Genomic DNA, 13,856 nt, shown 5'->3' on the forward strand with positions numbered 1-13,856 from the left:
CAGGGTGTCCGAGAGCAAGCCCGTCGAGGCCTGGATGACCGACATGGACGGCGTGCTCGTCCACGAGGGGAACATCATCCCCGGCGCCGACGAGTTCGTGAAGCGTCTGCGCGAGACCGAGACTCCCTTCCTGGTCCTCACCAACAACTCGATCTACACCCCGCGCGACCTGCAGTTCCGGCTGCGCAACACCGGCATCGACGTCCCGGTGGAGTCGATCTGGACCTCCGCGCTGGCCACCGCGACCTTCCTCGACCAGCAGCGCCCCGGCGGCTCGGCCTACGTGGTGGGCGAGGCGGGCCTGACCACGGCCCTGCACGAGATCGGGTACGTGCTCACCGACTCCGCGCCGGACTACGTGGTGCTGGGGGAGACCCGCACCTACAGCTTCGAGGCGGTGACGACGGCGATCCGGCTGGTCGAGGCGGGCGCCCGGTTCGTCGCCACCAACCCGGACGCCACCGGGCCGTCGAACGAGGGGTCGCTGCCCGCGACCGGCTCGGTCGCCGCGCTGATCACCCGGGCCACCGGGGTGGACCCCTACTTCGTGGGCAAGCCGAACCCGCTGATGATGCGCGCCGCGCTCAACCGTCTCGGCGCCCACTCCGAGACCACGGTGATGATCGGGGACCGGATGGACACCGACGTCGTCGCGGGCCTGGAGGCGGGCATGCGCACGGTGCTGGTGCTCAGCGGGATCATGCGTGCCGACCGGGTGGACAGGTACCCGTACCGGCCGAACCGGGTGGTCTCGTCCATCGCCGAGCTGGTCGACGACGTGTAGCGGTCGGCCCAGGTGGTCCACGCCGGCGGGCACGCCGGCGTGGACCGGCGGCCGGTGAGGGAGGGGTGTCTCCCGGCCGCGGGAGGGGCGCCCCGTGTCCGCCCGGTCACCCGTTCGGGTACTCGGCGCCTCGGGGGGAGACTCGCCGGGCTCTCACGCCGTGTTACGGCGCGTTCGGACCATTTCATCATGCTCCGGACTTGCGAATCACACACATGTGATTACCCTCGGACGTCATGAGTGACACCGTGTGGTGGAGCTGCCCGGAATGCGGTTCCTATGCCGAGATGTCCGGCGAGGAGACGGCGGGTTTCGCCGTCGAGTGCCCGGACTGCCCGAGCCCGATGGTCTCCCAGTGGGTCTGGGACGAGCCGAACGCCGCCTGATCCTCAGCGACGTGGTCCGCCCGGAGCCCCACCGCCGGCCGACGGGGTGGTCCGGGTGTCGATCCGGACCGGCAACGAGACGGCGTAGCCGCCCGTCGGGTCGCCGGTGACGGTCGCCAGCTGGGACGCGCCGCCGTCGTCGCCGAAGACACCGTCGGTGTCGAGGCTCAGCTCCGCGAGGTTCGGCACCGAGGACGCGTAGCCGGACTGTGCGTAGACCGCCTCGCAGACGTCCCGCGGCAGCGCGACCTGCGAGGTCGCGACGGCGTTCGCGGAGTCGGTGATGCTCGCCCCGTCCGGGTAGACCTCGAGGTGCACGTGCGGCCACCGGCCCGGGTAGCAGGCCGGGAAGACGCTCGTGAAGCGCACCGTGCCGTCGGCGTCCGCGATCTGCACACCGCGCAGGTAGTTCTCGTTCTCGACGCCCTCGGAGTAGAGCGAGTAGCGACCCTCCCGGTCGCAGTGCCACACGTACACGGCCACACCCGCGAAGGCCGAGCCTCCGTTCGCCAGGTCGGCGACCGTCAGCTCCAGGGTCATCGGAACGCCCTCGGCCGTCGCCGACCCGGTGCCGATGCTGGAGCGGATGTCGCTGCGGACGATCCCGCTCTCGGCCAGCGCGTTCGGCCCGTTGGAGCCGTCCCCGGGATAGGGGCCCGCGGTCTCGTCGGGGATCTCGCCCGCGCTCGTGGTGGCCGTCGCGGCGCTCGACGTCGTGGTGCCCGCCCCGCAGGCCGCCAGACCCAGGGTGGCCGCCCCGACACCCAGCACGCGCAGCATCCGCCTGCGCCCGAGCAGCGTGCCCATGTCGAACGCGAGCCCCTGGTCGACGACCTCCTCGTCGGGTCGGGGGAGGCGGCGGCCCCGGTAGGCCGGGGAGTGCGACATCTCGTTCGGCATGGGACGAACGCTAGGGAGTCGGGCTGTGGGTCTGCTGTGCGGCGCCTGTGACCGGCCGGAGCACCGCGAGGTGCCCGGGGATCTGCTCCCGCACGCCCGCCGCCCGCATCGGCACCGCCGCGATGGTGGCCGAGTGGTCCACGACGACCCGCTCCCAGCGGCTGGGCGGGAACGCGTCGGCGAGCTCGGCGTCGCCGAAGGGCCGCGGCCGCGGGATCCCGGTCTCCAGGGCCCTGGCCAGCGGCCGGGGGATGCCGTGGGGGCCCGCACCCAGGCTCTCGAGGTAGCCGAGCAGCGGGCCCGGGAAGTCCGTCTCGGCGATCAGGACCGACCCCCGGCGCCCGACGAGCGCGGCCGCGGTCTCGGCCACCCGGCGTCGGGCGGCCGGGTCGAGGATGTGCAGCACGCCGCGCAGGAACACGGTGCAGTCGCCCAGCTCGGCGTGCAGCGCCCGGCCCAGCGCCGGGTCGGTGATGTCGCCGACCCGGAAGTCCCCGGCCCCGGCCCGCGCCACCGCGGCGGGCGCGATGTCCACCCCCACCACGCGGTCGCCCAGCGCCCGGGTCACCAGGCCGCTGCCGCAGCCGAGGTCGACGACCGGCAGCGCGGGATCGGCGTGCCGGGCCAGCAGCGCGGCGTAGTGCGCGGCCTCGGCGGGGTCCTGCGCGTCCCACAGGACCTCGTCCGTCTCGGCCCAGTAGCGCTCCCAGCGGGTCGAGCGGTCCCGGGGGGCGCGCAGGCTGAGCCGGATGACGTGGAGGAGGAGCCGGGCCCGACGGACGTTCACCGGTGGACGGTCGTCCGCAGCAGCTGCTCCGTTTCGGCCGCGGGGAGCGGTCTTCCCCACAGCCAGCCCTGCCCGTACCGGCAGCCGAGCTTCTCCAGGGCGGTGGCCTGGGCCTCGGTCTCGACCCCCTCGGCCACCGCGGCCAGCCCGAACGCGTCGACGACGGCGAGCAGCGCCGCCGCCACCCGGTGCGTGCCCGCGTCGGAGTCCAGGCCGGTGATCAACGAGCGGTCGATCTTGATGAGGTCCACGAACAGCCTGCGCACGTAGGTCAGGGACGAACACCCCGTGCCGAAGTCGTCGATGGCCACCCCGACACCGGCGGCGCGCAGCGACTCCATCGTCTGCAGCGTCTGCGCGTCCTCGCCCATCATCTGCGTCTCGGTGACCTCGAGCAGCACGTCCCGCGCAGGCACCCCGTGGCGGGCCAGGCAGGCCGCGACCGTGTCGGCGAAGCGCGGCGACCGGAACCCGACGGGTGAGATGTTCACGTGCAGCCCGAACGGCCGGTCCCCGAGCACGGTCGCCCGCCACCGCGCCAGCTGGGCCACGGCCGCGTCGAGCACCCAGGTGTCCAGCGTGACGACCAGGCCGGTCGCCTCCGCCACCGCCACGAAGTCCTCGGGCGGCAGCGGCCCGCGGACCGGGTGGTTCCAGCGCGCGAGCGCCTCCACGCCGGCCAGCCCGCGCCCGGCCAGCTCGACGATCGGCTGGTAGTGCACCTCCAGCCGGTTCTCGGCGAGCGCGCCGCGCAGGTCCTCGGCCAGCCGGAGCCGGGCGAGCGCCGCGGCGTGCATCGCGGGCTCGTAGATCTGCACGGTCCCCGGCGCCTCGGCCTTGGCCGCGTACATCGCGGTGTCGGCATCCCGCAGCAGGGTGTCGGCGCGCTGTCCGCGGGTGGCGAAGCAGACCCCGATGCTCGCCCCGACCCAGCAGGCGTGCCCGCCCGCGTGCACCGGGTGGGCCAGCGCCGCGAGGATGCGGTCCGCCACCTCCATCACCGGCTCGACCTCGCCGTCGAGCACAACCACGGCGAACTCGTCGCCCCCCAGCCGCGCGACGGTGTCCGTCTCGTGCACGACCTGCCGCAGCAGCTCTGCGACCTCGACCAGCAGCAGGTCGCCGACGGCGTGGCCGAACGTGTCGTTGACCGCCTTGAAGCCGTCCAGGTCGAGGACCAGCACGGCGGGCGGCGCGGCGCCGAGCTCGGCGTGCGCCATGGCCCGCTCGATCCGGTCGCCCAGCAGGGAGCGGTTCGCCAGCCCGGTCAGCGGGTCGTAGAGCGCGACCCGTTCGAGCTCCTGCCGCGCGGTGTGGAGCTGCTGGGTGCGCTCCGCGACCCGCGCCTCGAGATCCTCGTTGAGGGCGGCGAGCTCCTCGGCCATCATGTTGAGCCCCATGACGACGGCGTCGATCCGGTCCCCGGCGTCGGACACCGGCATCCGCCGGTCGAGGCGCCCGGACGCCAGCTCGACGACCAGGTCCACGAGCTGGTCGAGCCGGGCGTCGGCCGGGTCGGTCATCCCCGCAACCACCCCAGGGCGAGGTCCTCGTCGGTGAAGAAGCGGGTGGGGACGGGCTGGCTGCGCACGCCCAGGGCGAAGTTCGCCAGCACCCGGTCGACCGCGGAGCTGCCGAGCAGCGCGATCCGGCTGGCCGTGCAGCGGCGGGCGAACACCATGCGGGCCTCCCGGCTGAGCGACCCGGTCCCGCGCATCACCACGAGCAGCGGGTGTTCGGTGTCGCCGTTGAGCTCGTCCACCCGGCGCATCGCCCGCTCGGCCAGCTCGCCGGAGATCGCGACGCCCTGGCGCCAGCTCAGCCGGACCAGCCCGTCCGCCTCGACGACGAACGCCATGGAGTCCGGCGCGTCGTCATGCTCGTCCACCGCGACACCCTAGCGTCCCGGCCACTCTCAACGTATAGCGCCGCGGGGGACTTGCGGCAAGCCCCCGGTGGGGGCGCAAGATCTCCCGCCGGAGCGGTGAGCTGCGCGGATCGGGGGATCGCATGGTGCTGGGATTCGACGAGGTGGACCGGTCGGCGGGTGCCGTCGCCGGGGGCAAGGGCGCGAACCTGGGGGAGCTGGCCCGGATCACCGGGGTGCGCGTCCCGCCGGGCGTGGTCGTGCCCGTGCAGGACTACCGCCGCTTCGTCGACGCGGTGCCGGGCTTCGCCGCCCTGGTCGAGGGGCTCCCCGGGTCCGCTGCCGCGCTGCGAGCGGCGATCGAGGGGACACCCGTCCCCGCGGACCTCGCCGCCGAGATCACCGGGGCGCTCGGGACGGGCGGGTACGCCGTCCGGTCCAGCGCCACTGCCGAGGACCTGCCGGACGCCTCGTTCGCGGGCCAGCAGGACACCTTCCTCGACGTCCCGCCGGGGGAGGTCGTGGAGCGCGTCCGCACCTGCTGGGCCTCGCTGTTCACCGACCGTGCCGTGGCCTACCGCGCCGAGCGCGGCATCCACGAGGGCCGGGTCGCCATGGCGGTGGTCGTGCAGGAGATGGTGGCCGCCGAGGTGTCCGGCGTGCTGTTCACCGCCGACCCGCTGACGTCCAACCGCACCGTCACCCGGATCGAGGCCGTCCACGGGCTGGGTGAGGCCCTGGTGTCCGGCCGGGTCGACCCGGACGTCTACGCGGTGCGGGCCGGCGCGGTGTCCGGCTCGGGCGACACCCTGTCCGAGGCACAGGTGCGGGAGCTGGAGGAGCTGGGCAGGCGGATCGAGGCGCACTTCGGCAGCCCACAGGACATCGAGTGGTGTCTGGCGGGGGACGGCGCGTTCTCCGTGGTGCAGAGCCGTCCGATCACGACCCTGTTCCCCGTCCCGCCGAACGACGGCGGCCCGCACGTGTACCTCTCCGTCGGGCACCAGCAGATGATGACCGACGCGATGACGCCGCTCGGGCTCTCCGTCTGGCAGCGGACCACGCCGATGCCCATGGCGGAGGCGGGCAGCAGGCTGTTCGCGGACGCCACCCCGCGGCTGCGTTCACCCGCCCTGCGGCGCGCGTTCCTGAGCGTCATGGGTACCTCGGACCCGCTGATGCGTGACGCGCTGGAGACCGTCCTGGACAGGGGGTTCATCCCGCTGGACGAGGAGGACGGCGCCGCGGTGCCCCCGGTGCTGGGCGGCGGGCCACCGCCGATCGCCGCCGACCCCGCGCTGGTGCAGGAGCTGATCGCGGGCACCCGGGCCTCGCTCGCGGCGACCGCGAAGGGCCTGGCGGGGTTGACCGGCACCGCGCTCGTCGAGTTCGTCGAGGCCGACTTCGCCGAGCTCCGCCGCGTGCTCCACGACCCCCGCAGCGCCCGGGCCTTCCTGTCCGGCATGGACGCCGCCACCTGGCTGGACGAGCACATGCGGGAGTGGCTCGGGGAGACCGGGGCGGCGGACGTCCTCACCCGGTCGGCGCCGCACAACGTCACCTCCGAGATGGGTCTCGCCCTGCTCGACGTCGCCGACGCCGTCCGCCCCTTCCCCCAGATAGTGGAGTTCCTGCGCACCGCCCGGGAGGACTTCCTCGACCGGCTGCCCGCGCTCGAGGGCGGCGCGACGGCCCGGCGGGCGATCGAGGACTACCTCGACGCCTACGGCGCCCGCTGCGTCGGCGAGATCGACATCGCCCGGCCGCGGTGGCGCGAGCAGCCCACGGCGTTGCTGCCCCTGATCCTCGGCAACGTCGACACGATGGCGCCGGGGGAGCGCGGCCGACGCGTCGAGGAGGGCCTGGCGCAGGCGCGGGCGATGGAGGAGGACCTGCTCACGCGCCTGCGCGCGCTGCCCGACGGCGAGGCGAAGGCCGCACGGACCGCGGCGGCGATCGCCCGGCTCCGGACCTTCATCGGGTACCGCGAGTACCCGAAGTTCGGCATGGTCAGCCGGTACCTGCTCTACAAGGAGGCGCTACTGGCCGAGGCGGACCGGCAGGTGGCCGCGGGGGTCCTCGCCGACCGCGCGGACCTGTTCCTGCTCCGGCTGGACGAGTTCGCCGAGGTGGTGCGCACGGGTCGGGTCTCGCCCGCACTGCTGGAGGAGCGGCGGGCCGCCTTCCGTGCACACCAGGCCCTCACCCCGCCGCGCGTGCTCACCTCCGAGGGCGAGACGCTCTCCGGCAGCTACCGCGGCCGGGACGTCCCACCCGGCGCCCTGGTCGGCCTCCCGGTCTCGGCGGGCACCGCGGAGGGCCGCGCCCGGGTGGTCCTCGACCTGGCCACGGCGGACCTCGAGGCGGGCGACGTCCTCGTCACCGCCTACACCGACCCCAGCTGGTCCCCGGCCTTCGTCACCGTCGCCGGGCTCGTCACCGAGGTCGGCGGCCTGATGACCCACGGCGCCGTCGTGGCCCGCGAGTACGGCCTCCCCGCCGTCGTCGGGGTGGAGGGCGCCACCACCCGCATCCCCGACGGCGCCCGCATCCGCGTGCACGGCTCCGCGGGCTACATCGAGATCCTCGACCACGGCCCGAGCGACCGTGCCTACTGACTGGTCGGGGTGGCGGGATTCGAACCCACGGCCTCTCGGCCCCAAACCGAGCGCGCTACCAACCTGCGCCACACCCCGTGCCGCCGAAGTCTAGACGGGAGACGGCGGGGAGCCTGCCGGAGCCCGCCGGATGATCCGCTATCCTGGCGAGGCCCTCGGAGCGATCCAGGGGCATGCGGGCGTAGCTCAATGGTAGAGCCCTAGTCTTCCAAACTAGCTACGCGGGTTCGATTCCCGTCGCCCGCTCCACCTCTGACCAGCGGTTCTTAGCTCCAGCCAGCTGGGTCAGGCCAATCTCGGGGGATCACGCGGGGTGCGAACCTCGCTTATCCTGCCCCCATGCCACGACGTTCCGGCGCTGGTGACAACCGTGCTCGGGGGTCCATCGAGACCCGGGCGAACGGCTCGTTGCGTGTGTCCGTGTACGCGGGGATCGACCCCGTCACGGGCCGTCGGCACTACCTCCGCGAGTCGGTCCCTGCGGGTCCGAAGGCGTGGCGCGAGGCCGAGGACGTGAAGACCCGGCTGCTCGCCGAGGTGTCCGCCAAGCGCAACCCCCGGACGAAGGCGACCATCGACCAGCTGCTGGAGCGCTACCTCGACCAGTTCTCCGGCTCGCCGACGACGCTCGACCTCTACCGGACGCACGTCCGCAACCACATCAAGCCCGTGCTCGGACACCTGCGGGTCAGCCAGCTCGACCCCGAGACGCTCGACTCGTTCTACGGAGAGCTGTTGCGGTGCCGCTCCCGTTGCGCAGGTCGACGGAGGGTCGATCACCACTCTGCCGAGCCGCACGACTGCAATGACCGCTGCACCCCCCACCAGTGCAGGCCCCTCGCACCGACGACCGTGCGGCACATCCACTTCATCCTGTCCGGCGCCTACAAGCGTGCCGTCCGGTGGCGGTGGTTGGCCGTGAACCCGATGGCGCAGGCCGAGCCTCCTCCGCCGCCGAGGCCGAACCCGCAGCCGCCCACGGCCGCCGAGGCGGCGCGGATCGTGAACGAGTCGTGGCGAGACCCTGACTGGGGAACGCTGGTCTGGACGGCCATGACGACGGGCGCGCGCCGCGGCGAGTTCTGTGGCATCCGGGTCTCGGCTGTGGACCTCGACGAAGGTCGAGAGACCATCTGGCTTCGCCGAGCGATCAGGCGCGAACCCGGGGCCGGCTGGACCGAGGCGGACCTGAAGACGCACCAGCAGCGTCGGATCGCGCTCGACGCCGAGACGGTCGCGGTGCTGCGAGACCACCTGGCGCGCTGTAGGGCTCGCGCAACCGCCGTGGGCGCCGAGTACCGGTCGGACGCCTACCTGTTCTCGGCGGCGCCGGACGGCTCGACGTTTCTGACCCCGGACAGCGTGACCCAGCGCTACGACCGCATGGTCGCCCGCCTTGGCATCGAGACGACGATCCACAAGCTCCGCCACTACTCAGCAACCGAGCTGATCGCCGGCGGCGTGGACCCGCGGACCGTGGCCGGCAGGCTCGGGCACGGCGGAGGCGGGACGACGACGCTCAAGGCGTACACCGCGTGGGTCTCGGAGGCCGACCAGCGGGCGGCCAAGGGGCTCGGTGCGGGGATGCCGCAGCGCCCGGCGGAGATGGACGACGCCGAGTGGATCAGGGCCTCGCCCCGGTACCCGTACCAGCGCGTCGCCGCGGCCGTGGCTCGAGACGTCGCGGATGGGCGCCTCATTGCGGGTGACTCGGCTCCCTCCGCTCCAGATCTTGTCGAGCAGCACGGAGTCTCGCTCCCGACGGCAAAGCGGTCTCTTGTCCTGTTGACCGAGTGGGGCATGCTGGCGCGAGAGGGCCGCGGCCAGCTCCGTATTGTTGGGCCGGCAGAGGAGCTGGCGTCCGTTGTGCCAGCAGCCGAGCCGTCGGTGCCAGCCGCCCCTTCTGCTCCACCGGCGATCAGGTTGCTCACGCTGATCGTCCGGCACCGGGGGAGCGAGGTCGCGAAGTTCTCGACCGCTGCTGACCCGACGGACCCGGTCGCCCTTCACCGCATCCTTGCGGCCGCAGTCCGCCGGGCCGGCGGCGACGACACGAACATCCGCGACTACGAGATGGACGTCAAGGTGCCCGGCGAGTCCGAACCGCTGCTGACCTTCGTCACGTCGCCCTGGACGATGTAGCCGCACTGTCCGGGCTACGCTCCGGGCAGCGACCCGCGTAGCTGATCAAGGCTCCGATGAGGTACGTACGCCTCGTCGGGCTTGGGTTCGTCGAGAGTCAGATTGCCACGCTCCAGGCCTCCTGCGTCGAACCGGGACGCGGTGAGCACATAGAAGCTTCGGTGGGGTGCTCATTGAACGACTCGTCGATGAACGCCGTTCGCTCTGGGAGCATCACTCCAGTGGTGCGGCAGGCCACCTTGGAGGGTCGTCGGCGAAGTGCGGGGACGACCCTCAGGCCCGGGTCGTCTTGGTGCAGGATGGCACATCAGAGCTCTGCGAGCTGCGCAGGAAGATCCGACAGATGGTCGACCGTGAGGGTGGGCGGTGCGTCGTCGAACGTTGTGGGGGCCGTGCCGCCCGGTTCGAGAACGAAGCCCCAAGGGCCGCGACGGACCCATACTCCATTGATGCCGCGCCGCACGGCGGGCGCGATGTCGTTGTCGAGGCGGTCCCCGACGTAGGCGATCTCTTCCGGTCGGTGACCGGAGACGGCGATGAGTTTGTCGAAGAACGCCTCCGACGGCTTGTTCACGCCCCAGTCGTCGGATGTGGCGATGAGATCAGCGGGCAGGTTCAGCTCGCGGATGAAGGTGCCGGCTCGCAGGGTCTGGTTCCCGGCGATGCCGACGAAGTACCCGGCGTCCCGAAGCTGTTGCAGGCATGGGCGGGCGTCGGGGTAGAGGTCTTGGGCGTTGAGGTACTCGCCCAGTCCGGTGTCGAGGCGGGCTTGTCGTTCCTTGTCGAGGTCGAAGCCGGGGCGGAAGTGCTGGAAGACCTGACGGTAGTCCTGGCCGCGGGCGATGACGGCTCCGAACACGGAGGAGAAGGTGTGTCGGGGGACGCTGAGCCAGTCTGCCCAGGTCCCGTACTCGCGGGACTCGTCGATCAGGGTCTCGCCGACGTCGAACCAGACGGCGCGGATGGGCACGAGCGAGGGTCCTTCCGGTCAGGCGATCATCGTGAGCTGGTCGTCCAGTGCACGAACGGCAGGTGAGGCGTTCCAGGGTTGAACGGCTGCCCGGAACTCTCGCAGACGGTCGGAGCCCGTGGCGTAGCCGGCTCGGTGGAGGTGATCGGCTGCGTCTGCGGCGGTTCGACAGGCCTGGTCCAGGTCGCCGTTGTGCAGGTGTGCCGTGGCGAGATCGCAGAGGAACACCGCCCGCTGTTTGACGGCTTCGGGTGGCAGGCGGCCGAGGGCACCTTCGAGGGTGCGGAGTGAGTCTGTCGAGCGGCCGGCACGGAGCTGAACGTATCCGGCGAAGCCGTCGAGCCTGGTGCTGTCGTAGAAGTCGAACCAGGGCAACTCCGCCGACAGCCCGGGGGCGGACATCGCTGCGCGGGCGCGGTCGATTGCCGCCATGGCGGCGCCTTCGGCGCCAGCGTTCGTGTGCATCTCGGACTCGACCGCGGCGAGCCACGAGGAGACCGGACCGTGTGGCTGCTGGGCGATGTGCGTGGCGGCTCCGCGGAGGTAGTCGAGCGCGGCACGGTAACTGAGCTCCGCGGCCGGGATGAATGCGGTGTGGCCGAGGGCCGAGGCCGCTTGCAGGTGGTCGCCGGCTTCGCGGGCTGACTCGAGTGCGAGGTTGTAGAAGCCGCGGGCTCGCATCGGGTCGTGCAGGTCGAAGAAGGCGATGCGGCCGGCGAGGGTGGCCACTCGTGCACGGTTCGCGAGCAGCTTGCGGCGGAGGCCGGGCGTGGCGCTCGCAGTCAGAGTGTCGCGGATGGTTCCCAGATGAGCTACGACAGGTGCCATCAGAACGTTCGGCGCGGCGGAGTGGTAGAGGGTCTGGTAGCGCGTGGCCAGGTCATCGAAGCCTGCGACGAGATCAGGCGTCGCTCGCAGTCCACCCGATGACGCCGGAAGTGCGATCCCGGCGGCGGGGGCCAACGTGGCGAGCTTAAGTAGCACCCGGCGGCGCATGAGTTCTTCCTTCCAGACTTCGAACAGCTTCGGCTGCAGCACGATCCCGGCTGGGCCGAGCTGCCCGAACAGATCGGCCATCACGGTCAGGTCGGCGAGGTGGTCGCTCTCTCCCGACGTCGGTTGCGGGACGACCTCCACCGGTGAGTCGAGCTCGCTGGCGCGCACGCCGAACAGCAGCGCGAGCAGCTCCCGGTAGGGGCGGCTGGGCGTCTTCACCCCGCGCTCCCACTTGGCGACCATGTCGCCGTTGACGCCCACTTGCTTGCGGCGGCGGAGCCAGGCGAGGCGGGCGATCTGCTCGGCGACGTCCTGCTGGGTCCAGCCGCGTTGTTCGCGTAGCTGACGAAGCTGGCTCGCCTGGTTCCTGCTCGTCATCTCGCCCCCTCAGCTTCACTGGATCTCGGTCTTGAGAGTAGCGGGAAGCTCCGACTATTTGGCCAGGACGGACCAGGTTGTGGACTAGTTGCGGACTAGCTGGGAGACCTCCTTGAGCTGGCCTTTCCTCGGTTCCATGGGGGCGTACTCACCAGGAACTGGAGGAGCAGTTATGGCTCTACAGCAGTCCACGGGAACACCGTTGTTCTACGACGTCAAGGCGGTGGCCGAGATGTTCCGGATGTCGCGGATGACGGTCTACCGCGCCATCCGGGACGGCGAGCTTCCGGCCGTGCGTATTCGCGGTCGCTACATCGTTCCGGCCAAGGTCATCGACGCGCTCGTCGCTGCCGCTGAGTCGTCCGCGGCGGAACGGCCCGCAGTCCATCCGTTGATTCCGGCCCAGCCGCGATGAACGGCGGCCTCAAGCAGATCGATATGGCCGTCGAGCGGATCGGGCGCCTGCGCGCGGGCCTCCTGGCTGATCGGTCCGCGGAGAACCGCGCAGAGCGCCTGGCGTCGCTGTTCGAGTCGGAAGCCCGGGTGTGGTCACAGCTATTCGAGGTTGCCGACCTCCGCCCGGTGTGGCGGGCAGCTCTTGTCGCTGAGCAGGAAGCTCGACGTCAGGCGGCGTGCTGGCGCAGGCGAGCGGTGGCCGAGCCGCGATGCAGGTCCGGGTCGTTCCCCGTCGCGACGGATGGGTGAGCCGTGCAGGCAGTCGGAGTGCTCATCTTCGTGGCGATCGTCGGCGCCTTCATTTGCGCGAGGTCACGGTCGGCGGGAGGTGCGATCGCGTTCGCGCTCTTGGCCTTGGTGCTGTTCATCGCGACTCCGGTCGGCCAAGGCCTGCCGGCTGCGATCGGCACGTTCCTCGACGTCGTCGATGACGCAGCAACACCTGCCCTGACGGATCGCGAACCGGACGAGGCGGGAGCCGGTGGATGACGGCCAGGACGACGAACAACAACTCAGGGGTGGGTCGGCCCGGCGACGGGTTCTTGGCGGGACACAGCCGCCGGGCCGTTCTCACCGCACATCAGCAGACGGCAGGAGAAGTTCCGATGGTAGGGCGAGACGCAGACGAAGGGCAGGCCCGGCCGGCAAGTGCACGGTGCCGCGACGTGGACACGGAGGTGTTCTTCCCCGTCGCGGAGGCGGGCCCGGTGCGTGAGGGGGAGGTGGCGCGAGCGAAGGTGATCTGTTCGGGCTGCCCGGTGCGGGCGCAGTGCCTGGACTGGGCGATCGTGTCCCTCCCACACGGGGTGGCGGGCGGTCTCGACGAGCACGAGCGCGCCGAGCTTCGCCGCGGCCGGCGCATCCAGCGTCCGGACGGGATGCGGCCGACGATCGTCGTGCCGGTCGGAGCGAGGGACCTGCCGCCGCGCGAGCGGGGTGAGGTGATCGCCGCCGGTCGCCGGGCACTCGCCGACGGGATCCCGCGTCCGCGGGTCGCGGTCGAGTTCGGGGTGTCGCGTCGGACGGTCGACCGCTGGGCTGCCGGTCTGTCCTGCGGAGGTGTCCGATGAGCGCGATCGCGCGTCGGTTTCAGACGCTGATGGAGGAGGTCGCGGTCGAGCAGTTCGAGGGCCAGGTGGTCATCGAGCCGATCGAGGGCTATCAGATGCTGACCCGGCGACGGCTGGTCGACCCGCTGCCCGGTGTACGGGCCGCGGCGGTGGTTCGCGACGCCGCCCGCCGCGTGCTGGTCGACGCCGTCGAGGCGTCGCGAGCGGCGGGCCGCTCGTGGGACGAGGTCGGCGCCGCGCTCGGGTTGCCGGATGACGGTGACCCGGTTGGCGAGGTGGCGTTCGCCCTGGTGGTCGAGCGGCGCGAGCCGGAGCGACCGCGCGAGCTGTTTCACGTGCCCTCGACTTCGTGGCGTTGCGGTTCGTGCGGCGAGCTGGTGAGCGATCGCGGGCCGTTCGAGTCGCAACCGGTCGACAACGAGTCCGGCCACGCCGACGACTGCGCGCGGCATCTACCCGACGTGCGGGCATGGCGCGAGCGCACGGGTTGGGAGGACTGACT

14 protein-coding genes and 2 tRNA genes are annotated in these 13,856 nt (G+C 71.9%); 9 read left to right on the plus strand and 7 right to left on the minus strand.

What is annotated here, in order from left to right; genetic code table 11:
* Positions 1-43: 43 nt before the first annotated feature.
* Together L3X23_RS01340 and L3X23_RS01345 are read left to right on the plus strand one after the other, a co-directional pair.
* Entirely contained in the window at positions 44-784 is a 741-nt protein-coding gene (locus L3X23_RS01340) for an HAD-IIA family hydrolase (RefSeq protein WP_218129991.1), read from the plus strand.
* A gap of 236 nt (positions 785-1,020) precedes the next feature.
* On the plus strand, positions 1,021-1,170 hold the full coding sequence (locus L3X23_RS01345; protein WP_237190152.1) for a hypothetical protein: 150 nt from the start codon (positions 1,021-1,023) through the stop codon (positions 1,168-1,170).
* Positions 1,171-1,173: 3 nt separating this feature from the next.
* Here L3X23_RS01345 and L3X23_RS01350 read toward each other — a convergent pair whose 3' ends face one another.
* Genes L3X23_RS01350 through L3X23_RS01365 form a run of 4 tightly spaced genes read right to left on the minus strand, consistent with a single transcriptional unit; the run spans position 1,174 to position 4,745 of the window.
* The gene (locus L3X23_RS01350; RefSeq protein ID WP_237190153.1) at positions 1,174-2,070 is read right to left on the minus strand and encodes an intradiol ring-cleavage dioxygenase; all 897 of its coding nucleotides are present in this window, start codon (positions 2,068-2,070) and stop codon (positions 1,174-1,176) included.
* A 10-nt stretch (positions 2,071-2,080) separates the two neighbouring features.
* Complete coding sequence (locus L3X23_RS01355) at positions 2,081-2,857, minus strand: class I SAM-dependent methyltransferase (RefSeq protein ID WP_237190154.1); 777 nt, start codon at positions 2,855-2,857, stop codon at positions 2,081-2,083.
* Positions 2,854-4,380 (minus strand): bifunctional diguanylate cyclase/phosphodiesterase, encoded by a 1,527-nt coding sequence (locus L3X23_RS01360; RefSeq protein WP_237190155.1) that lies wholly within the window; start codon positions 4,378-4,380, stop codon positions 2,854-2,856. The genes L3X23_RS01355 and L3X23_RS01360 overlap by 4 nt, the downstream gene beginning before the upstream one ends.
* Positions 4,377-4,745 (minus strand): hypothetical protein, encoded by a 369-nt coding sequence (locus tag L3X23_RS01365; protein ID WP_218129982.1) that lies wholly within the window; start codon positions 4,743-4,745, stop codon positions 4,377-4,379. Before L3X23_RS01365 ends, L3X23_RS01360 begins: the two co-directional genes overlap by 4 nt.
* Before the next feature lie 122 nt (positions 4,746-4,867).
* Between L3X23_RS01365 and L3X23_RS01370 the strand changes: the two genes are divergently transcribed.
* Entirely contained in the window at positions 4,868-7,342 is a 2,475-nt protein-coding gene (locus L3X23_RS01370; RefSeq protein ID WP_237190156.1) for a phosphoenolpyruvate synthase, read from the plus strand.
* 1 nt (position 7,343) lies between these two features.
* On the opposite strand, the gene L3X23_RS01375 is transcribed toward L3X23_RS01370, so the two are convergent.
* Positions 7,344-7,420 (minus strand) — tRNA-Pro (locus L3X23_RS01375).
* 97 nt (positions 7,421-7,517) lie between these two features.
* Between L3X23_RS01375 and L3X23_RS01380 the strand changes: the two genes are divergently transcribed.
* Together L3X23_RS01380 and L3X23_RS01385 are read left to right on the plus strand one after the other, a co-directional pair.
* A tRNA-Gly gene (locus L3X23_RS01380) sits at positions 7,518-7,591 on the plus strand.
* Positions 7,592-7,681: 90 nt separating this feature from the next.
* Complete coding sequence (locus L3X23_RS01385; RefSeq protein WP_237190157.1) at positions 7,682-9,484, plus strand: tyrosine-type recombinase/integrase; 1,803 nt, start codon at positions 7,682-7,684, stop codon at positions 9,482-9,484.
* Positions 9,485-9,791: 307 nt separating this feature from the next.
* Here the strand turns inward: L3X23_RS01385 and L3X23_RS01390 are convergent, their stop codons facing one another.
* Both L3X23_RS01390 and L3X23_RS01395 read right to left on the minus strand, forming a co-directional pair.
* The gene (locus L3X23_RS01390; RefSeq protein WP_237190158.1) at positions 9,792-10,454 is read right to left on the minus strand and encodes an HAD family hydrolase; all 663 of its coding nucleotides are present in this window, start codon (positions 10,452-10,454) and stop codon (positions 9,792-9,794) included.
* 18 nt (positions 10,455-10,472) lie between these two features.
* Positions 10,473-11,828 carry a helix-turn-helix transcriptional regulator gene (locus L3X23_RS01395; protein ID WP_237190159.1) on the minus strand — a complete coding sequence of 452 codons (1,356 nt, stop codon included), beginning with the start codon at positions 11,826-11,828 and terminating at the stop codon, positions 10,473-10,475.
* A 202-nt stretch (positions 11,829-12,030) separates the two neighbouring features.
* Between L3X23_RS01395 and L3X23_RS01400 the strand changes: the two genes are divergently transcribed.
* The 4 genes from L3X23_RS01400 (at position 12,031) to L3X23_RS01420 (ending at position 13,854) form a co-directional block, all read left to right on the plus strand.
* Positions 12,031-12,243, plus strand: a complete 213-nt coding sequence (locus tag L3X23_RS01400) for a helix-turn-helix domain-containing protein (protein WP_237190160.1) — start codon at positions 12,031-12,033, stop codon at positions 12,241-12,243.
* Positions 12,244-12,551: 308 nt separating this feature from the next.
* Positions 12,552-12,773 (plus strand): hypothetical protein, encoded by a 222-nt coding sequence (locus tag L3X23_RS01405; RefSeq protein WP_237190161.1) that lies wholly within the window; start codon positions 12,552-12,554, stop codon positions 12,771-12,773.
* A 116-nt stretch (positions 12,774-12,889) separates the two neighbouring features.
* Positions 12,890-13,354: a WhiB family transcriptional regulator gene (locus L3X23_RS35940; protein WP_308116852.1), complete on the plus strand. Its 465-nt coding sequence runs from the start codon at positions 12,890-12,892 to the stop codon at positions 13,352-13,354.
* Positions 13,351-13,854 carry a hypothetical protein gene (locus L3X23_RS01420; RefSeq protein WP_237190162.1) on the plus strand — a complete coding sequence of 168 codons (504 nt, stop codon included), beginning with the start codon at positions 13,351-13,353 and terminating at the stop codon, positions 13,852-13,854. Before L3X23_RS35940 ends, L3X23_RS01420 begins: the two co-directional genes overlap by 4 nt.
* The last annotated feature ends 2 nt before the right edge of the window (positions 13,855-13,856 follow it).

The organism is Pseudonocardia sp. WMMC193, assembly GCF_021728735.1.
GTDB lineage: Bacteria > Actinomycetota > Actinomycetes > Mycobacteriales > Pseudonocardiaceae > Pseudonocardia > Pseudonocardia oroxyli.

Excerpts from the sequence above, each read along its gene's own strand:
- L3X23_RS01395 (WP_237190159.1), bottom strand. The coding sequence starts at position 11,828 with ATGACGAGCAGGAACCAGGCGAGCCAGCTTCGTCAGCTACGCGAACAA.
- L3X23_RS35940 (WP_308116852.1), top strand. The coding sequence starts at position 12,890 with ATGGTAGGGCGAGACGCAGACGAAGGGCAGGCCCGGCCGGCAAGTGCA.
- L3X23_RS01360 (WP_237190155.1), bottom strand. The coding sequence starts at position 4,380 with ATGACCGACCCGGCCGACGCCCGGCTCGACCAGCTCGTGGACCTGGTC.
- L3X23_RS01345 (WP_237190152.1), top strand. The coding sequence starts at position 1,021 with ATGAGTGACACCGTGTGGTGGAGCTGCCCGGAATGCGGTTCCTATGCC.
- L3X23_RS01370 (WP_237190156.1), top strand. The coding sequence starts at position 4,868 with ATGGTGCTGGGATTCGACGAGGTGGACCGGTCGGCGGGTGCCGTCGCC.
- L3X23_RS01350 (WP_237190153.1), bottom strand. The coding sequence starts at position 2,070 with ATGCCGAACGAGATGTCGCACTCCCCGGCCTACCGGGGCCGCCGCCTC.
- L3X23_RS01385 (WP_237190157.1), top strand. The coding sequence starts at position 7,682 with ATGCCACGACGTTCCGGCGCTGGTGACAACCGTGCTCGGGGGTCCATC.
- L3X23_RS01420 (WP_237190162.1), top strand. The coding sequence starts at position 13,351 with ATGAGCGCGATCGCGCGTCGGTTTCAGACGCTGATGGAGGAGGTCGCG.
- L3X23_RS01340 (WP_218129991.1), top strand. The coding sequence starts at position 44 with ATGGACGGCGTGCTCGTCCACGAGGGGAACATCATCCCCGGCGCCGAC.